The organism is Streptomyces sp. NBC_00012, assembly GCF_045040875.1.
Taxonomy (GTDB): Bacteria; Actinomycetota; Actinomycetes; order Streptomycetales; family Streptomycetaceae; genus Streptomyces.
In genome coordinates, this window is sequence record NZ_CP108309.1 from 1,717,684 (window position 1) to 1,734,024 (window position 16,341).

The 16,341-nt window shown below is 67.3% G+C and carries 23 protein-coding genes; 4 read left to right on the forward strand and 19 right to left on the reverse strand.

All coding sequences use genetic code 11. The annotated features are described in order from the left end of the window. Positions 1 to 167: 167 nt before the first annotated feature. Positions 168 to 1,379 (reverse strand): IS4 family transposase, encoded by a 1,212-nt coding sequence (locus OHA19_RS08005; protein WP_331734825.1) that lies wholly within the window; start codon positions 1,377 to 1,379, stop codon positions 168 to 170. Positions 1,380 to 1,548: 169 nt separating this feature from the next. Here OHA19_RS08005 and OHA19_RS08010 point away from each other — a divergent pair, with 169 nt between their 5' ends. Beyond that, positions 1,549 to 2,946: an IS1380 family transposase gene (locus OHA19_RS08010; RefSeq protein ID WP_405749764.1), complete on the forward strand. Its 1,398-nt coding sequence runs from the start codon at positions 1,549 to 1,551 to the stop codon at positions 2,944 to 2,946. A gap of 416 nt (positions 2,947 to 3,362) precedes the next feature. Here the strand turns inward: OHA19_RS08010 and OHA19_RS08015 are convergent, their stop codons facing one another. After that, entirely contained in the window at positions 3,363 to 4,343 is a 981-nt protein-coding gene (locus OHA19_RS08015; protein WP_405721981.1) for a helix-turn-helix transcriptional regulator, read from the reverse strand. A 116-nt stretch (positions 4,344 to 4,459) separates the two neighbouring features. On the opposite strand from OHA19_RS08015, the gene OHA19_RS08020 reads away from it, so the two are divergent. Further along, the gene (locus OHA19_RS08020) at positions 4,460 to 5,401 is read left to right on the forward strand and encodes an alpha/beta fold hydrolase (protein ID WP_405718165.1); all 942 of its coding nucleotides are present in this window, start codon (positions 4,460 to 4,462) and stop codon (positions 5,399 to 5,401) included. 232 nt (positions 5,402 to 5,633) lie between these two features. Here OHA19_RS08020 and OHA19_RS08025 read toward each other — a convergent pair whose 3' ends face one another. The 17 genes from OHA19_RS08025 to OHA19_RS08105 all read right to left on the reverse strand — a co-directional run bounded on the left by OHA19_RS08025 (position 5,634) and on the right by OHA19_RS08105 (position 15,114). Continuing rightward, entirely contained in the window at positions 5,634 to 5,774 is a 141-nt protein-coding gene (locus OHA19_RS08025; RefSeq protein ID WP_405718162.1) for a hypothetical protein, read from the reverse strand. A 66-nt stretch (positions 5,775 to 5,840) separates the two neighbouring features. Continuing rightward, positions 5,841 to 6,365, reverse strand: coding sequence for a hypothetical protein (locus OHA19_RS08030; protein WP_405718159.1), 525 nt, complete (start codon positions 6,363 to 6,365; stop codon positions 5,841 to 5,843). A 13-nt stretch (positions 6,366 to 6,378) separates the two neighbouring features. Next, positions 6,379 to 6,786 carry a hypothetical protein gene (locus tag OHA19_RS08035; RefSeq protein WP_405718157.1) on the reverse strand — a complete coding sequence of 136 codons (408 nt, stop codon included), beginning with the start codon at positions 6,784 to 6,786 and terminating at the stop codon, positions 6,379 to 6,381. A gap of 23 nt (positions 6,787 to 6,809) precedes the next feature. Continuing rightward, a complete protein-coding gene (locus tag OHA19_RS08040) occupies positions 6,810 to 7,241 on the reverse strand; it encodes a hypothetical protein (RefSeq protein WP_405718154.1) in 432 nt (143 codons plus the stop codon). Positions 7,242 to 7,432: 191 nt separating this feature from the next. Next, positions 7,433 to 7,861 carry a hypothetical protein gene (locus OHA19_RS08045; RefSeq protein ID WP_405718152.1) on the reverse strand — a complete coding sequence of 143 codons (429 nt, stop codon included), beginning with the start codon at positions 7,859 to 7,861 and terminating at the stop codon, positions 7,433 to 7,435. 25 nt (positions 7,862 to 7,886) lie between these two features. Beyond that, entirely contained in the window at positions 7,887 to 9,422 is a 1,536-nt protein-coding gene (locus OHA19_RS08050) for a hypothetical protein (RefSeq protein WP_405749766.1), read from the reverse strand. A 34-nt stretch (positions 9,423 to 9,456) separates the two neighbouring features. Next, positions 9,457 to 9,675 carry a hypothetical protein gene (locus tag OHA19_RS08055; RefSeq protein ID WP_405718147.1) on the reverse strand — a complete coding sequence of 73 codons (219 nt, stop codon included), beginning with the start codon at positions 9,673 to 9,675 and terminating at the stop codon, positions 9,457 to 9,459. A gap of 35 nt (positions 9,676 to 9,710) precedes the next feature. Beyond that, on the reverse strand, positions 9,711 to 10,244 hold the full coding sequence (gene traA, locus OHA19_RS08060) for a plasmid transfer protein TraA (protein WP_405718145.1): 534 nt from the start codon (positions 10,242 to 10,244) through the stop codon (positions 9,711 to 9,713). A gap of 54 nt (positions 10,245 to 10,298) precedes the next feature. Further along, on the reverse strand, positions 10,299 to 11,636 hold the full coding sequence (locus tag OHA19_RS08065; RefSeq protein ID WP_405718143.1) for a hypothetical protein: 1,338 nt from the start codon (positions 11,634 to 11,636) through the stop codon (positions 10,299 to 10,301). Next, positions 11,633 to 12,049, reverse strand: coding sequence for a hypothetical protein (locus OHA19_RS08070; RefSeq protein ID WP_405749768.1), 417 nt, complete (start codon positions 12,047 to 12,049; stop codon positions 11,633 to 11,635). Before OHA19_RS08070 ends, OHA19_RS08065 begins: the two co-directional genes overlap by 4 nt. 15 nt (positions 12,050 to 12,064) lie before the next feature. Continuing rightward, the gene (locus OHA19_RS08075; RefSeq protein WP_405749769.1) at positions 12,065 to 12,469 is read right to left on the reverse strand and encodes a hypothetical protein; all 405 of its coding nucleotides are present in this window, start codon (positions 12,467 to 12,469) and stop codon (positions 12,065 to 12,067) included. 27 nt (positions 12,470 to 12,496) lie between these two features. Further along, entirely contained in the window at positions 12,497 to 12,721 is a 225-nt protein-coding gene (locus OHA19_RS08080; RefSeq protein WP_405749770.1) for a hypothetical protein, read from the reverse strand. 78 nt (positions 12,722 to 12,799) lie between these two features. After that, positions 12,800 to 13,111 carry a hypothetical protein gene (locus OHA19_RS08085; protein WP_405718134.1) on the reverse strand — a complete coding sequence of 104 codons (312 nt, stop codon included), beginning with the start codon at positions 13,109 to 13,111 and terminating at the stop codon, positions 12,800 to 12,802. 89 nt (positions 13,112 to 13,200) lie between these two features. Next, complete coding sequence (locus tag OHA19_RS08090; RefSeq protein WP_405718131.1) at positions 13,201 to 13,407, reverse strand: hypothetical protein; 207 nt, start codon at positions 13,405 to 13,407, stop codon at positions 13,201 to 13,203. A gap of 2 nt (positions 13,408 to 13,409) precedes the next feature. Next, positions 13,410 to 13,667 carry a helix-turn-helix domain-containing protein gene (locus OHA19_RS08095; protein ID WP_405718129.1) on the reverse strand — a complete coding sequence of 86 codons (258 nt, stop codon included), beginning with the start codon at positions 13,665 to 13,667 and terminating at the stop codon, positions 13,410 to 13,412. A 176-nt stretch (positions 13,668 to 13,843) separates the two neighbouring features. Beyond that, complete coding sequence (locus tag OHA19_RS08100; RefSeq protein WP_405749771.1) at positions 13,844 to 14,635, reverse strand: GntR family transcriptional regulator; 792 nt, start codon at positions 14,633 to 14,635, stop codon at positions 13,844 to 13,846. A 59-nt stretch (positions 14,636 to 14,694) separates the two neighbouring features. After that, positions 14,695 to 15,114 carry a TIGR03668 family PPOX class F420-dependent oxidoreductase gene (locus OHA19_RS08105; protein ID WP_405718124.1) on the reverse strand — a complete coding sequence of 140 codons (420 nt, stop codon included), beginning with the start codon at positions 15,112 to 15,114 and terminating at the stop codon, positions 14,695 to 14,697. Between the two features lie 116 nt (positions 15,115 to 15,230). Here OHA19_RS08105 and OHA19_RS08110 point away from each other — a divergent pair, with 116 nt between their 5' ends. Together OHA19_RS08110 and OHA19_RS08115 are read left to right on the forward strand one after the other, a co-directional pair. Then, positions 15,231 to 15,788 carry a GntR family transcriptional regulator gene (locus OHA19_RS08110; protein WP_405749772.1) on the forward strand — a complete coding sequence of 186 codons (558 nt, stop codon included), beginning with the start codon at positions 15,231 to 15,233 and terminating at the stop codon, positions 15,786 to 15,788. Between the two features lie 101 nt (positions 15,789 to 15,889). Beyond that, positions 15,890 to 16,258 (forward strand): DUF6907 domain-containing protein, encoded by a 369-nt coding sequence (locus OHA19_RS08115; protein ID WP_405749774.1) that lies wholly within the window; start codon positions 15,890 to 15,892, stop codon positions 16,256 to 16,258. The last annotated feature ends 83 nt before the right edge of the window (positions 16,259 to 16,341 follow it).

The window sequence follows — 16,341 nt, forward strand, 5'->3', positions numbered from 1 at the left end:
TGTGGGGGCTGTGTTTGGGCTGGGGCCAGTGTGTGTGGTGGGAGCGTTTCGCGGCCCATTTCAGGACTTTGCGTTTGACGACTCGGGGGTGTGAGCGTTTTCGGCGTGTTGGGTTGAGGTGTTGGGTGAGCCATCGGATGGCGTGATGCCAGATCGCGTCGGCTGCGTCAGCGCCCGGAGGGGGGAAATGCGCTCTGCGCGACTGAACGGCGAGCGATGCGGAGGGCTTTGACGAAGGAAACTCTGTCGGGGTCGTGGCCGGAGAGTGCGGCAGTGTCGGCCATCAGGGTGCGGATGGCGTAGTGGCAGCACAGGTGTCCCCAGATTTCTTGCTGGACAAGGTCGGGGGCTTTCGAGCGCAGTACCGCGCGGGGCCCGCGCTGGTGGGTTTTCAGCTCGTCGAAGGTGGTCTCGATCTCCCACCGTTGGGCGTAGGCGGCTGCGAGGTCCTCGGCGCCGGCCTCGGCAGGGTCGAGGATCGTGGTCAACAGCCGGTACTCCTCGGCGTTGTCCCGGCCGTCATCGACCGTGTAGTCGATCACTCTGACCGTGAGCGGCTCCGTCGTGGCCCGGTTCGTGCCCGACGTCGGGACGATCCGGGCCAGCCAGGACCCATCGGCCAGGGTTTCCAGATACCGGGGCCGCAGGTTCGTCTTCACTCGCCAGAGCAGATCCGCACCCGTGGCCGCGGCCTGCTGCCAGAGGCGGAACCCGTAGAAGCCCCGGTCTGCCAGGACCAGCTGGCCCGGCTCCAGCCGCCCGACGAGCTGCCGGGACAACTCGATCTCCGACACGCTGCACGGGCCGGTGGCAGCGTCGAAGACCACATGGGTGCCGCATTCCGCCAATGCCACCAGGCGGGCCTGCGGAAACGCGGCCCGCTCCCCCCGGCTGGAAGCGGGCCGCCCGAAGAACTCCGCGTTGGCTGCCGTGTCTGCCACATCCAGGCACGTCCCGTCGATCGCCACCAGGCGACGCCCGGCCAGCCACGACCCCGGCGTGCCAGGCCCCGCCAGCGGACGCGCAACCCGAGCGAAGAGATCCCGCACCGGCTCGAACCCCAGACGAGACCTGGCCTGGAAGATCGCCGACTTCGAGGGCGGCGTGAACGACTCCGACCACCCCGACGCCCACGACAGCCCGTCCGTGAGCTGCGCGAACACATCCTCGTAGGAGCCATCCGAATACAGCGCCATCCCGATCGAGAAGTACGCCATCACCCGTGCGGGCAACGACCGGTGACGCCGCTCGGTACGCCCCGCCTCCTCGATCACCGCGTCAACCACATCCGCGGGAAACACCCGCGTCAGCAACCCCACAGACACCAAATCCGACAACCGGACATCAGACGACGGCTTCACCCAACCAGAACGCGGCATCCCCCACGATAACCCAGAAGCACTTAACTGAACGGTATTGGCCTTAGCCTCGATCCACCGGGTGATGGTTCGTCCAGTGCCTGGACATGAAAGTGGAGATGCACTCTGACCTGGGAAAATAGGAGTTCTCTAGGCTTCTACTCAACCAGTTCGGAGGTGCATCTCCGGGATGCATTCTTCCACGCCGCCACGTGCGGTGTCCGCTGTGTTCGATGACCCGAACCTGGTTGCGCATGCCGGGCTGGTTCCGGTGATGCGGCTGGCCGAACGGTGTGGGCTGTCGGACCTGGTGACGCAGAAGGTGAAGCTGACCGGGACGACGAACGGCGCGGGGGCTGCGGCGGACTCCAAGATCAGCAGCATCGTGGCCGGCATGGCGGCGGGCGCGGACAGTATCGACGACCTCCGCGTGCTGCGGCACGGGGCGATGCCGACGCTGTTCGGCGGTATTCGCGCCCCGTCCACGCTGGGCACCTTCCTTCGCGCGTTCACCCACGGTCACGCCCTCCAACTCCATGCTGTGCACCGCAGATTCCTGGCCGCGCTGGCCGCACGCACTCCACTGCTGCCCGGCTCTGGAGAGAAGGCGTTCATCGATGTCGATTCCACCCACAAACGCGTCTACGGCCGGACCAAGCAGGGCGCCGAGTACGGCCGGTTCAAGGGCATCCGCACCCTGCACCCCCTCCTCGCCACGGTCTGCACCCCGCACGCACGGCCGGTCATCGCCGGGGTCCGGATGCGACGCGGCAAAGCAGCAGACTCCCGAGGCGCCCCGAAATTCGTGAGCGAGGCCCTGGCCACCGCCGTCGAGGCCGGCTGCACCGGCCTGCGCATCCTGCGGGCCGACTCGCAGTTCTACAACGCCGGGGTGATCGCCGCCTGCCACCGGGCCGGAGCCCACTTCTCGCTCACCACCGGCATGAACCCCTCCATCAAGCGGGCTGTCCTCGGCATCCCCAACGAGGCCTGGCAGCAGATCAGTTACCCGACCGCGGTGCCCGACCCCGAGACCGGTGAACTCATCTCGGACGCCGAAGTCGCCGGGATACCCGAATACACCGCGTTCGCGAGCCGAAAGAAAGCGGAGCGGGTCACCGCGCGGCTGATCGTGCGTCGGGTCCGTGACCTGGCCAAACCCGCCGTCGTGGGCGAGCAGGGCGAGTTGTTTCCCGTCTGGCGCTACCACCCCTTCTTCACCGATCAGCCTGCCGCAGCGCTGCGGGCCGAGCGGGAACACCGGCACCATGCGGTGGTCGAGCAGGTCATCGCGGACAGCAAGGCCGGTGCCCTGGCCCATCTGCCGTCCGGGCACTTCCACGCCAACGCTGCCTGGCTGACCCTGTGGGCGATGACCTACAACCTGCTGCGGGCCGCAGGTTCCCTGGCCTCCGCGTTCCACACCAAGGCCACCACCGCCACCCTCCGGGCCCATCTGGTCCAGGTCCCGGCCCGGATCGCGCGATCCGCACGACGCATCACCCTGCATCTGCCACACAACTGGCCCTGGGAGCAAGCCTGGGCACACCTCTTCGACACCGTCCACGACCCACCCGCATCGGCCTGATCCCCCTGACCACCCCGCCCGCCAGGGCCCGACCGGAACCGAACCCGTGGAAAAGCTGGGCAGACCAGCAGATACCACCTGCCCATCCACGACCACCGACCGAAACCAGCTCACAAAACGATCAAGAGATCATCTTCAGAGCACGTCGGTGGATCGAGGCTTAGCCGCCCATGGCCCACGGCCCGTGATCGACAGCGCCGCCTACGAGGCGCCAGCCGCCGCCACAACCTGCACCGCCCGTCGCGACCTCGACCCCGGAAGTGCGCCGAGTGCGTGGCGATGCTGGCCCGGCACGAGACGGTCCACCCGCAGCGAGCCAGGCCGGCAGACCCGCCGACTCGTGACCAGGCGACTGCCGGAACGGACAAACCCACCCTATTGAGCGGAACTGTTCTCGAAGCCCTGCCTCGTCCGCTTCAAGACGGGTGAAGGTCTCCGCTGGTGCGCGGCCGGCCGTATCGTTCGACGAGGGCGTTGCCGATCGAGGCCAGGCGGTCTCGGACCCCCGGAGGGCCGGTCACCTCGACCCATTCGACCAGCCCGGAGAGCTCGCCGGCGAGCATGTACTCATTAGGGCCGCGGATCACGACCTCGATGCGGCCGTCGGTCGTGGAACCTCCCACGTCGAGCCGGTCGCCGAGCGCCATCCGGAGTATGCCTATCCCGTCGGGTGTGCATACCGCCTGGACCTCCAGCGGCGTTCGTTTGCGATCGACCTCTTTGGCGATCTCATTCCAGCTCTCGGCAAGGTCGAAGTCCCCGGGTCGGTGCACAGGGTCGCCGGTCGGGTCGGCGGACGACACGCGGTCGATCCGGAAGACCCGTCGGCCGGTCTCGGTGTTGGAGACGAGGTACCACACAGGACCTTTGGCGACGATGCCCAGCGGGTGGACGGTTCTCCGGGTTTCGACGCCTTTGCTGTCGACGTAGCCGAGCGACACCTGGACGCCGCTGATCACCGCGTCCTGGAGTTCGTCGAGGAAGCGAGGCGGCCGGTGCTCGATCCGGCTCGCCCCCCATCGCTGCGGGTCTACGACCAGCGACGCCGCCGCTGCCTCGGCCTGCACCTGGAAGGGCTTCGGTAGAGCATGGACGAGCTTGCGCAGAGCTGCTTTCATCGCCGGCGTCGCATCCGAGGCCGGACCGACAGCCAGGAACAGGGCGCGTGCCTCACTGGCGGTCAACCCGGACAGGTCGGTACGAGCACCGCCCACCAGGCGCCAGCCGCCACCTCGGCCCTGCACGGAGTACACGGGCACCCCGGCCATGGCCAGGGCGTCGAGGTCACGGCGGGCGGTGCGCTCGGAGACGTCCAGCTCTCGGGAGACCTCTGCGGCTGTCACCTGCTCGCGCCGTTGGAGCAAGAGGAGTATGGCCACCAGCCGATCGGATCGCATACTGACAAAACTCTCATAAAAACCGGTCATGAGGTGACCGGTTTGGGGAGCAAGCTGGCGACATGACCTCATCGAGGAGGTCGACCGCCAGCGAACGCCCCCAGAGAGGAAATGCAGTGTTCAATCAAGCAGAATTTCCCGAGCCCACCCTCATCCAGGTCAACGGTGTGGAGCTCGAAGTCTTCGAAGCAGGCCGAGAAAACAAGGGCAAGCCCATCGTGCTCTGCCACGGCTGGCCGGAGCACGCCATCACCTGGCGTCACCAGATGCCCGTCCTCGCCGCAGCCGGCTACCACGTCATCGCACCGAACCAGCGGGGATATGGCAACTCATCCCGCCCGACCGAGGTGACGGACTACGACATCGAACACCTGACGGGTGACCTCGTCGCGCTCCTGGACCACTATGGCTACGAGGACGCCACCTTCGTCGGCCATGACTGGGGTGCGTTCGTCGTCTGGGGACTGGCCCTGTTGCACCCCGACCAGGTGAACAAGCTGATCAACCTGAGCCTGCCTTACATGGAACGCGGAGAAACGCCGTGGATCGAGGTCATGGAAACCTTCCTCGGCGGTGACTTCTATTTCGTCCACTTCAACCGGCAGCCGGGCGTCGCGGACGCCGTGTTCGATGCCAATACCTCCCAGTTCATCCGCAACCTCTACCGGAAGAACGTGCCCCCCGCACCCCCTGAGCCGGGCATGGCATTTATCAATCTCGCCAAGGCGGAAACACCGCTCGGTGACCCCGCCATGACCGAGAGCGACCTCGCCGTCATCATCTCCGCGTTCGAGACGTCGGGATTCACGGGCGGCATCAACTGGTACAGGAACCTCGACCGCAACTGGCACCAGCTGGCGGACGCGGACCCGATCATCAAGCAGCCCGCCCTCATGATCTACGGCGACCGGGACCTTGCGGTCCCGAGGTCCGAGACCCTGACAGAGTTCGTGCCCAACGTGGAAGTGGTCGGCCTGGACTGCGGTCACTGGATCCAGGGGGAAATGCCCGAAGAAACCAACCGCGTGATTTCAGAATGGCTGGACCGGCAGGGCTAGAGTCTCGTGATCCGGTTCGTATCACCTGAAGGCCGAGTTCTCGCATCACACCGATGACAGCCGGACGTGGGGAGCGGGCCAGGTCGCGTGGCCTCCTCGTCAGGGCTTCAAGGTCATCTGGTAGCGGGCTTCAGGCTCACCCTGGGGTGGAACCCAACCTCCCCACCGTGGCTCGTCGAGCCCGAGCGACTGACCCAAGCCCCGACAAGTGTCATCCCGACAACCCACTTGCCTAGTGAACGCCGGGCAGCGCCCAGTGGCCCACGTAGGGGTCCCAGCCCCGCTTGATGAGCAGGACGCGGCGGCGGCGGCGGTCGGTGGATACCGTGTCGGCGGTGTAGCGGATGAGCTCGGGGGTCTCGGTCTCGGTCATGTCACCTCTCGGTATGGCCAGGTGGGCGGGGCGGTGGCAGCTGTCTGAGCGGTCATGGGCTCCTCCTCAGCGGGTCTGGTTGCGGGTGTGGGCGATGACGCCGCGGGTGGTGGTGTTGATGCTGCGCTGGTCCTGGTGGACGTCGCCGTTGAAGTGGTTGTGAACCGGGGCCGGGGCGGCCTCGACGGTGTCCTTGACCCGCCCAACCAGCCGGCCGATCGCCAGGACGAGCACGGCCGGGGCGCCAAGGACGACGGCGCACACGACCGGGTCGGCACTTCCGGACGCCAGCATCACGAGAGAGGCGCTACCGCCGACGAGGAGCGACGCGGCTCCCCCGGACAGCATGAGGGCGCTGGCATCCGTGGCTCGCTGGCCCATCGGGGGCCGGCCAGGCTGGGGCACGGGGGGTGCGGAGCCGACAGCCGGAATGGGGCTGAGGTCGCGGTAGGACGTGGCCTGCTCTGCGGCCAGCGCCTCGTTTACTGCGTCGATGAGCTTCTGCGCTTGGTCATTGGCGGGGGCGGTTGGCTGGCCGGGGGTGGGCTGCCCGGCCTGGGCCTGCTGCTGGTACGGCTCGGGCAGCTGCATGGCGGTGGGTCTCCTATGCGATTCGGAAGGTGTCAGGTCGGCGGGCTTCAATGGCGGGCACGGGTTCGACGGCCCAGTACGGATCGGTCGGCCTACCGCCAGTCCAGCGGCCATGGCCGTTGAGGCGGGCTAGCTGCGCTTCGGTCAGGCCGCACGCGCAGCGGCCCGAGGCGAGAGCGAATACATGGGAGCCGAATCGCGTCCAGTCGAGTCCGTCGTGGGCGATGAGAATCAGCTCTCGCGCTTCGGCGGGGGTGGAAACGACCGCTAGAGGCTTCGATCCCCTGGTGATCAGGTATGCCACGCTCTCGTCAGTCGCGTCATGCTCGATCGCGGGTGCTGGCTCGTCGGATTGATGCGTGCGGCTAGGGTCACGCTGGGGCGCCGCAAGGGCCTTGAGGATGAGGTCGAGCAAGCGCATGCCAGTCTCCTTAGGGTGCCGGGCTATGCGATTCGGAAGGTGTCGGGTCGGCGGGTTTCGGTGAGCTGGCCGGCATCGACCAGTTCGGTGATGTGCTCGGCGATCCAGGTGCGAGACCGGCCGATGCGTGGGGCGGCCTGGGCGAGATCCGCGGTTGTGATGCGGGTCTGTCCGGCTGCCACGAGTTCGGCGAGCATTCCGTCGATGACTCGGGCGGCTCGTTCGGGGGTGGAGTAGCCGGGCCGGTTCTCGGCGAGGTCGTCGCGCAGGAAGGCGAGGAGCCTCTTCTGCTGCCGGGCGGTCAGGCTGTTGGTAGATGCGAACGCCCAGTCGGGCGGGTACCGGATTTCGAGGCGTGCAACGGCCGGTTCAGGGTCGGCATCGACGGTGGTCCAGGTCCGAAACGCGGCGGCCAAGACCTTGGCAGGCGAGCCATCCGATTCGGGCGGTTTCATGAGGTTTGTCTCCAGTGTCAGGTTGGGGGTGTCACCGGAGGGCCGTCTCGCGCGCGCACGCGCATGACCTATAGAGATCGGCCCTCCGGAGGGGTTCTGACACCCGAAACTGACTCCTGATCATGGAATTTGGTGTCAGAACTGGCGTCACCGCAGGTCAGAGGGGGTGTCAGCACTGACACCCCTAGGTGTCAGACCTCTGCCATCTCCGGGTACAGCAGCCGGTACACGCCCGCGTCATCGGTTTCTGACAGGTGGATTCCGGCGTCTGACAGGTCCCCGAGGGCTCCTGACACCCACGCACGGGACCTTCCGATGCGCTCCCCCTTACCGAACGGCCCGAAGTCCTTCGGTCCGATGAACTCGCGTTCCTCGGCCCGGAACTCGTCGAGCATGGCCATCAGGACGTCCATGCCGGCCTCCGGGGTGTTCTCCAGCGTGGGCGCCGGGACCTGCCCGAACGACCACGTCTCGGCGGCCGGGGGGATCTCCTGGTCGGCGTCGACGTCAGGCGCGTATCCGTCATCGTCGGGGTCATCGCCGACCGCGGCGCTGATCTCCCGGTCGACCTGCTTCTCCAGCAGTTCCCTCTCGGCCTGCTCAGTCTCGTCCTTACTCATGACAATGCTCTCCTGTCGCGGGCTGTCAGTGCTGGTCAGGGCGGTGTCGGCGTCGTACCGGGTCCGGTTGGCGTAGGCCTCGCCCGCAGCGGCGGCAGTGATTGGGTCGACATCGGCGCGCGTTGTGACTGCGAGCGTCCCGCTGATCTGGTCGTCGTCGATCATGTAGGTGCGCAGCGGGACGGCGTAGCGCTCCTCCTCCACGCCAGGGGCCACGAGGTAGGCGTATCCGGGCTTGCGGTTCTCCCATGCTTCGGGGCGAGCGCCGGCGTCGCGCACATCGTCGGGCAGTGCCATGTCGGCGGTGGTGGAGCCCTTGACGCCGAAGCAGACGACGCCGCCCAGCTGTTCGCGGACGTCCGTCGGCATCGAGGTAGCGGAAGGTCGCTGAAGGCTGATAATGACGCTGATTCCGGCGGATCGAGCCGAGGCCTTCCATCTCGGTGCCGTTGCGGAAGAACTTCGCCGCTTCCTCGATCCACACGATCATGTACGGCATGCCGAGCTGCTCGAAGGCGGCGGGAGTCCAGTTCTTGAATCCGTGCTGGCCAAGGGTGTTGGCACGGGCGGTGATGACCTGCGACAGGGCGTCGATCATGTTGTTGCCGCCCGCCTCCGTCATCTCCACCCAGTCCATGTAGGGCAGGAATGCCGCGAACGTTTGCATGCCCTTCGACGGGTCGACGCCCCACACGATGACATCAGGCTTCGTCAGGACCTCGGTCATGGCGACGGAGATGCCCGTGGACTTCGCGGAGCCGTTCATCCCAGCGGCCAGGAAATGGGTGCCATTGCGCTTGGTCTGATCGTCGTAGGGGAACCACAGGACAGCCTCCTGACCGTCCTCGTAGATGCCGATGGCGATCGGATCCGTGATGCTGCCGTCAGGGTTGGACGGGCCGGGCCAGACCACACTGGTCTTCAGCATGTCCTGGGGGACGATCACGAGGTTGGTGTGATCGGCTCGCTCAGGGTCGGGCTGGAGACGCGCGCTCGTGGGAGCGATGCCCAACTCGACGGCGATCTCCTTGAGTCGGTTGCCGAGTTCGTCATTGGTGATGCCGTCCAGCTTGAGCGGCGCTGTGACCTTGTTCGGCTCGACCTTCGGCTGGCCGCGCAGTGCAGCCTTGGCGTTGCCGATGGACTTCACGAGGATGCCCGTCTCGACCGAGCCGCCTTCCTTCTGCGGGTCGACGTTGACGCGGAGAGCCTGGCGGATGTTCCACGACCCTGCGGCTACGGACCCGCCGATGACGAGCACGGACGCCATGGCGGGCTCGAACGGGCCTGTGACTGTGCCGACGACGAGGTACGCGGTGCCGACGCCGGTGGACAGGGTGGCGTGGACGCGGCGACCGGTCTTGGTGCCCTCCCCCGCCCACCACGTGGCGGCGGTCAGTACGCCGGCTGCGATGGTAAGCCCGATCGCAGCGGGTACGGAGTCGCCCCAGTAGTGGTGGGCGGCGAACGTGGCTGGGACCTCGGCGGCGACAGCCAGCCACGGCCTCATGCGGGGGTGCTTGGTGGCCTTCCACAGGTCGGCCTTCGGGCTGTCAGCCACGAGATGTACTCCTGTTCTGGGTGCGTGAGGAAGGTCAGCTGTTCCGGTCGGCATGCTTGTCGGCTGTCTGCTGGATGAGGTCGGTGAGGTCGAACTCGATCGCGAGATGGATCGGGGTGGTGCGCTCGATGTCCTTGCGGGCGCTGTAGTCCCCGGGTTCCAGGGCCAGCGCCTGGGCTTCGAGCTGCTTCGTCGCCGCCTCAAGGAGGTTGATGGCCTCCGCGATGGTGGTGGCGGTCCATGCCTGCTTCATGAGTGCGTTCCTTCGTGAGGGACGGAGAACGGGGGTTAGCGCCAGCCGAACTTGCTGGCCGGGCGCTGCTGTTGGCGCCCCTTGCCGATCTTGCGGAGCTCGGACTCGTACTCCCTCTCGAACGTCGCGTACACCGAGGCGAAGTACTTCTGCTTGGCCTTGTCCGCAGCCGCGGCCTTCTTCAGCCAGCGCGCGACCCGACGGGCACGGGCGCGGGATCCGCTGAGGCTCCCGGACGCGTCCGGGATGGTGCGCAGGACGGCCTGCAGATGGTCGGCGTCCATGGCCAGCTCGGTGGCCCCGTTCCGCGACTTCTTACGGTGGTGCTCGCAGAACGCGCGAATGTCCTCGTTGCTCATGAAGTCGGAGCCGGGGACCTTCCCGCCTCCAGCGGTACCTGCTCCGCCGGCCTGCCCGGCGGTCCCGCCGCCGTTGACGATGGTCGTCTTGTTGAAGGCGACGGACGCGGCAGGGTTGAAGCCGCCGCCGCTGCGGTTCCTGTTCACGGTCTGCGGGCCTACGGTGGCGCCGTTAGTGGGCCGGGTAGTCGGACGGGGCGGAGTGCTCACGAGGTTCTCCTTCGAGTGGGCGGGCGCCCGGGTGGCGCCCGCCGGAACGTGTGGTCAGTTGTTCTCTGCAGAGGTGCTGCGGGCGGTGATGGCGGCCTGCTTGCGGGCGGCTGCGACGTAGGGGGCGGTGTCGCCTCGGCGGCGCAGTGGGGGCTTGCGCGCGGGCCCTCGCTGAGTACGGGGCATTTGGTTTGCACGCTGCGCGTTCGTGGTCTTGCCGACGGCGTTGACGGACGTGTTTTCCCGGGCCGCGGCGACGCGTCGTTCGGCCGCGTTCCGCATGCGCAGCACCTCGGCCGATTCGCCCGGCAGGGCGCCGTCGACGTCGAGCTTGGCGCGCTTCCAGATGGACTCGGTGATGGTCGTCTCGCCGAGGTCCGCAGCCAGCTTCTGGGCGTGCTCCCAGACCTTCGGGAACTCCTTGGCGCGGCGCTCCGCGAGCCGCTTCGCAGTCTCGGCTGCAGCCTTCGTCGCGACCTCGCGTGCGGCCCGCTCGTCAGCCTGCTGCAGCGCCTTCTCGGCGGCCTGCTTCTTGGCCGCCTTCTTCGCGGACTTCCGCTCCCGCCGGGTCAGTACCCCGTCGCGCCGCCGGATCCGGCCGTGCTCGTGGAGGTCCCACACGCCAGGGCCGGCGAGGGACGCGAAGGCGGTACCAAGAGCGGTTGCCGGATCGAATGCGTTCAGGCCGTGCCACAGGTTGATCCCGGCAGCGATGAACGCCAGCAGCCAGGCGATCAGGCGGTAGTGCCAGGACGGACGCCCGTTAGCCACCGCTGAGGCAGCGCCCTTCTGTACGACCCAGGCGCCACCTTCGAGCATCACCGGTGCGACCATCAGCCACAGGGCGCGCGGGTTGTAGAACGCGGCGATCTGGACGGGCATCGCGACGACGGCGCAAACGCGGTAGAACCACAGAGCGTAGGACCGCCATTTGTCGTCGGCTACCGCAACCTCCTCGGCTACGCCTGCCGCCGCCCGCTGCGCTTCCTCCTCGTCCTGCCGCGCCTTCAACTTGGCCCGGTCGGCTTCTTCGCGCTTCCGGTTGGACTCTGCAATGCGCGCGTCGCGGGCGGCCTGCTCCTCAGCGGCGCGTGCCGCGGCCTTGTCGTTGGCGAGCTTGAGCTTGCGGGCTTCCTCGCCCGCCTTGATCTTCAGGGCCTCGGCCTCCGCCTCGGCCCTGATGCGCTGCTCCTCCGCCTCGGCGTAGGCACGTGTACGGATCGCGTCGGCTTCGGCCTGGGCGACGAGGTCAACGACGGGGCCAGTCGGTTCGGGGGCGGGCTCGACGACCGGCTGTTCGACCGACGGGACATTGAACGCGCTCCGCCAGTCCCGGATGACGGGTACGGCGGTACGGTCGTGGCCGTTCACCTGGGGCGGGCTGGTCGTCACGACGTGCAGTCCTTTCTACAGAGAGGGGCTGAATCAGGAGGGAAGGGGCTGTCAGACCTTGGGCTTCGGCATGGCCGGCACTCGGCGGCGTGTGCGTTGGCGGCCTCACGGGAGTAGTGCGGCTCGGTCTCGACATAGCCCCAGCCGAGGCTGTGGTCCTTGCCTGCCTGGTCGCAGCCTTGGCAGACCCACTGGATTCCGCTCCGCCTGAGCGGTTCGCGCTGTTCACCGCCGCCGTACTGGTGGACGGTCCAGGCGTGCTCGTACAGGTCGACGGTGGCGCCGCCCTGGGTCAGGAACTGCATGAGGATCCGGGGTGCGGGCTTCTCATCGACGGTCGCGATCTCGGTACTCATAAGGTTCTCCAGGTCGGTGGCGGGGCGGCGAAGGATGCGGTCAAGCAGGCTGGTCATGGCGGTCCTTCCTGTTCAGGTGGTGGCGTTGGTGGGCTGGTTCTTGAGCCAGTCCTCGACGTCGCGGGCGAGACCGCCGTCGTCGGCCGGGTCGTCCGGTCCGGATTCGTCGTCGCCGTCGTCGGGGTCGCCGCCGCAGCACTGGCACTCGACGCCCTGCCAGATCCGCCCGGACTCCCACAGCCCGTGGGTGAGGGTGCCGATCAGGTCGAGGGCCCAGCTGGGGCCGGCGAACAGGAGCGCGGGGAGCAGCACACCGGCCGGGAAACCAGGCGCTCCCGTGACGACGAGGAGAGCGATGAGGGCGATGAATCCGGCGCCCCGCCACTGGTGGTGGTTGCGGGTGAGGAGCGCCTCGCGCGGGTGGGCAGCGAGGCCGTGCCAGAGGCAGATCAGGTCGGCGACGGGTCGGGAAATCATCGGGGCTCCTCCTGGGGGCAGGGGTGTTCAGAGCTGGTTCGGTTCGAGGGAGAAGAAGAGGACGCCGGCATGGGCCAGGGTCGGGTTCTGCTTCACGTGCTCCGCCCGGATTGCCTGGTACGTGTCGTGCCGGGTCCAGCCGGGCTCGGGCGTCAAGTAGCCGGACCAGTCGGCGACGATGCAGCCGCCCGATGCGGGCTTCTGCACGGTGAGGACGAAGTGGTACTCGCGGGGCTGCTCGGCAGTGGTCATGTCGGGCGGTGTCCTTTCGGGTCGAGGCGCGGTGGTCAGGCGGTGGGTACTGGTGTTGGCGGCAGAGGCTTCGGAAGTTCAGGCGGCGGCGGGGGTGTTGATGCCGCGGATCTCGTCCATGAGGCGGGGCTCGCCCGGCGTGGCCTGGTCGAGCTCGATCGCGGCGAGGATCACGGCCGTCATCTGGTCGTGGTCGCCGGCGGACCAGGCGGCCCGGAACTCGTCCAGCAGGTTGCGGCCGAGCCGGTCGGTGTCGACGCCGGCGGCGGCCTGCTCGGCCTGGGCGACGGTGATCCGGGCCCGACGGTGGGTGGCGAGGTCGGACACGGTCGCGTCGTCGCCGTCGGACAGGGCGGCGAGGTCGGTCGCGGTCATCAGGTACGGAGACATGGTGGTGCCCTTCAGGGTGGTCTGGGGTGTGGTGAAGTACCGCGGTCGCGGGGGCTGGGGCCTCACCGCGCGACCGCGGCGGTAAGGGGTTAGCGCTGCGCGCGGGCCTGCTGCCGGTCGGCCGTGGCGCGGACATCGGCGCCGGCCTCGTAGTCGCGGCGGCACGTGGTGGGGGGCGCGGGCTCGGCCAGGATGCGGTTCTCGCGGGGGGTGCGGACGTAGGACGCCATCTCGTGGGCCGCCGCGTCAGCTTTCGATATCAGGGCCGTCGACTGGGTCGGGGTTGCGGTGCTCATGATCACGCCACCTCCGAAGTGGGCTGAGTGAGGGTGGCGCGGGAGCTGCGCAGATACTCGACGACGGCGGACTGCGGAACCTTCAGGCCGGTGCGGCGCTTTTGGCCGCTTCCGACTCGGACGGTGCGCAGTTGGCCGCTGGCAATGAGGCGGTAGACGGTCGCGGGGTGGACTTCCAGGTACTCGGCGACCTCTGCCGGCTTGAGCGCGCCCTGCAACTGGGCGAGCTCTTCGGCGAGTTCGTCGTTGGGCGTGGGCACAGAGGCCTCCGGTCATTTGGGCAGGTCAGGACTGGGTTCCCAAACTTAGTTATCCAAGTTCGACTGATGCAACCGTAGCCAGTACAGCTTGGGTATGCAAGTACTGCGACAGGTTCGAGGACAGCAAAAAGCCCCCAACCGCAGGACAGTTGGGGGCTCATCTGGGGTAACACTGCCTACACATCGATCACGTACCGGAAGACATGCCGGTCACAGGGGACGATGGAGTCGAGGACTTCGAGCACATCCCCAGCAGAGTCGTAAGCGGTACGAACCACGCGGGCAACAGGCACACCAACGGGGATGTTGAGCTGTTCGATCTCGTGCGGGTAGGGCATTCGGATGTCGAGGTCTTCGATGAACTGCGTGATGCGACGCCCGATGGGGCCTTCCGGGTCCTCAATAAGGGCGTTGGCGCCCCCCTTGATCAGACGCGCATCGGCCAGCCGAGTCCCTCTCGCGACGGTCGCATCGTAGTAGCCATCGCACAATTGCAGAGGAGTGTCGCCCGCCCCGTCCTTGCCATCCGCAACGAAGAGCAGCCGACGGACAACCATGGGTGCCCCCGGCGCAAGCCGGAAGCGTTCGGCGATCGCCTCCGGGGCCGGCGCTTCGGCCACCTCGCGAATCTCTTGATGAACCCGCTGCCCCTGAGCCCGGGCCTCAGCGTTGAAGTTCACCTCCCCAGTCGCACGGCGGGCCCGATAGATACTGCCCGTCTGTCGCAGACTCACGTTGGGGCGCTCCCGGACGATGGAGGCCTTTCCCTGGCTAGTGGTGACGAGGCCTTCCGTCGCCAGCACAGCCACTCCCTTGCGCACGGTGGCACGGCTGGCCCCGAAGCGCTGCTCAAGCTGCTCCTGTGACGGAATTTTGTCTCCGGGCGACAGATCACCGCGGAGGATCTCCGCTCTGAGCTCATTGGCGATCCGCCTGAAGGGCGGAACCTTGGACGGGTCGGCTGACATCGCGCTCCTGACTACTTGGATACCCATTGAAAGCGTAGCGGGATATCCAAGTTGCGCGTCTACTCCGTGCGCGCCACCCACCCTGACCAGCGGTTTACCTGAACTTCGATCACTGGTCCGCTCGGGCGCCGGTCGCGATATTGGTCGTACTTGGATAGAAGCGCCTGTACAAGTTCGTCGGCATCGACGTTCTCAAGCACTCGCGCCTGGCCGTCCGCGCGCACCCACCAGAGCTGCCCCCAATCCTCGTCGAAGTGATCGACGAGCAGGGAGACAGCAGGATTCTCCTGGATGTTCCGAAGCCGCTTCAGGTTGCTATGCCGCTTCGGTTTGTGGTCCACCGCGATCGCCACTCGGCCCCCCACAACAGCGAAAGTGGCTGGCACCAGATGCGGCTTGCCTGCCGCATCCGCCGTCGATAGCCGCAGCACCCTGGCATCCGCGAAGCGCTGGCGCCGCTCCACCTCTGGCATCTCCATGACTCGACGCTACCTGCGTCGCGATTCGTCGCACCACTTGCACGCTCCGCGCCACTGGCGCTACTTTCAGTGCGTCGTCTTGGATACCCAAGTGAAGATGACCATGAAGGAGCGGCATGCCCGAAACCCCCAAGCGCACCGCGCTCTACCGCCTCTACGACACCGACGAGCGGCTGCTGTACGTCGGTATCACCACGGATCCGGACGCCCGCTGGGAGCGGCACGCGCTGCTGAAGTGGTGGTGGAAAGACGTCGCGCGCAAGCAGCTCACGTGGCTTGACGGATCCTGGCGCGAAGCCCTGGATATCGAAGCGGCCACGATCCGCGCGGAGCGCCCCACCTACAACGGCAGTCACAACCACGAGTTGGCGCCGTTCGACCCGATGGCCTGGCCTGATGTCAAGGCGTCGCCTCGCGGGAAGTCAGCCGCCCTGGCTGGTCTTATCCGAGCCGAGATCAATGCGGGCCGATGGCAGGCAGGAGACAGGCTCCCGGACGCCCTGGACCTGGCGGCGGCCTCCGGCGTCAGCAAGGGCACCGTCGTTCGCGCCTTCGGTGAACTCGCCAACGACGGCTCGATCCGGCGACTCCACGGCTTCGGCACGTTCGTGGCGGCCAGCATGCGCGCCCTCGCCCCCAGCCGGACCCCCGCCCCATGGGTGAAAGCACCCTGAGAACGCGAACGGCCGGACGGTCATCACCCGTCCGGCCTGTTCAACCAGCGGACGCAACCGCTGGCCAGTGATCCATCCACCCTGTAGGAGAGGAAGTCTCGATGACTACTGTACTGCCCGAGCCTGCTCTGGTCCCGGCTCAGTCCGTCCCGGTGTCTCATCCATCTCCGTGCCCGTCGTGGTGCAAGGACCGTCACCGCCCGATGGGCCACCACTTCGGTCCGACGTCCACGGCTCATTGGTCACAGCAGGTCCAGTTGTCGAACCCGAGGCCGTTGTCGGGCCTGTCGGCGGTGATGCTGCGCGCGGAGCTGTATCGCGAAGATCAGGGGTCGGAGGTTGCTGAGCCGCTTCTGTACGTCCAGGGCGAGACGGACATTGACCTGACCGCGGACGAGGCGGACATCTTCATCGCCCAAGCGCAGGCATTCGTGGACACCCTGCGGGTACTGCGCCGACAGATGGGCTGACTGGTCTGACCGTGACGCGCACTGTCCCCGCCCGGAGATCCGGGCGGGGACAGTTGCGTTGTCAGCGCGAGAGCGCGTCACTC

Coding starts and splice junctions, on each gene's coding strand:
- OHA19_RS08040 (WP_405718154.1), bottom strand. CDS start 7,241: ATGAAACCGCCCGAATCGGATGGCTCGCCTGCCAAGGTCTTGGCCGCC.
- OHA19_RS08100 (WP_405749771.1), bottom strand. CDS start 14,635: ATGTCAGCCGACCCGTCCAAGGTTCCGCCCTTCAGGCGGATCGCCAAT.
- OHA19_RS08035 (WP_405718157.1), bottom strand. CDS start 6,786: ATGCGCTTGCTCGACCTCATCCTCAAGGCCCTTGCGGCGCCCCAGCGT.
- OHA19_RS08110 (WP_405749772.1), top strand. CDS start 15,231: ATGCCCGAAACCCCCAAGCGCACCGCGCTCTACCGCCTCTACGACACC.
- OHA19_RS08085 (WP_405718134.1), bottom strand. CDS start 13,111: ATGTCTCCGTACCTGATGACCGCGACCGACCTCGCCGCCCTGTCCGAC.
- OHA19_RS08045 (WP_405718152.1), bottom strand. CDS start 7,861: ATGAGTAAGGACGAGACTGAGCAGGCCGAGAGGGAACTGCTGGAGAAG.
- OHA19_RS08105 (WP_405718124.1), bottom strand. CDS start 15,114: ATGGAGATGCCAGAGGTGGAGCGGCGCCAGCGCTTCGCGGATGCCAGG.
- OHA19_RS08080 (WP_405749770.1), bottom strand. CDS start 12,721: ATGACCACTGCCGAGCAGCCCCGCGAGTACCACTTCGTCCTCACCGTG.
- OHA19_RS08005 (WP_331734825.1), bottom strand. CDS start 1,379: ATGCCGCGTTCTGGTTGGGTGAAGCCGTCGTCTGATGTCCGGTTGTCG.
- OHA19_RS08115 (WP_405749774.1), top strand. CDS start 15,890: ATGACTACTGTACTGCCCGAGCCTGCTCTGGTCCCGGCTCAGTCCGTC.
- OHA19_RS08015 (WP_405721981.1), bottom strand. CDS start 4,343: ATGCGATCCGATCGGCTGGTGGCCATACTCCTCTTGCTCCAACGGCGC.
- OHA19_RS08055 (WP_405718147.1), bottom strand. CDS start 9,675: ATGAAGCAGGCATGGACCGCCACCACCATCGCGGAGGCCATCAACCTC.
- OHA19_RS08070 (WP_405749768.1), bottom strand. CDS start 12,049: ATGACCAGCCTGCTTGACCGCATCCTTCGCCGCCCCGCCACCGACCTG.
- OHA19_RS08090 (WP_405718131.1), bottom strand. CDS start 13,407: ATGAGCACCGCAACCCCGACCCAGTCGACGGCCCTGATATCGAAAGCT.
- OHA19_RS08010 (WP_405749764.1), top strand. CDS start 1,549: ATGCATTCTTCCACGCCGCCACGTGCGGTGTCCGCTGTGTTCGATGAC.
- OHA19_RS08075 (WP_405749769.1), bottom strand. CDS start 12,469: ATGATTTCCCGACCCGTCGCCGACCTGATCTGCCTCTGGCACGGCCTC.
- OHA19_RS08025 (WP_405718162.1), bottom strand. CDS start 5,774: ATGACCGAGACCGAGACCCCCGAGCTCATCCGCTACACCGCCGACACG.
- OHA19_RS08030 (WP_405718159.1), bottom strand. CDS start 6,365: ATGCAGCTGCCCGAGCCGTACCAGCAGCAGGCCCAGGCCGGGCAGCCC.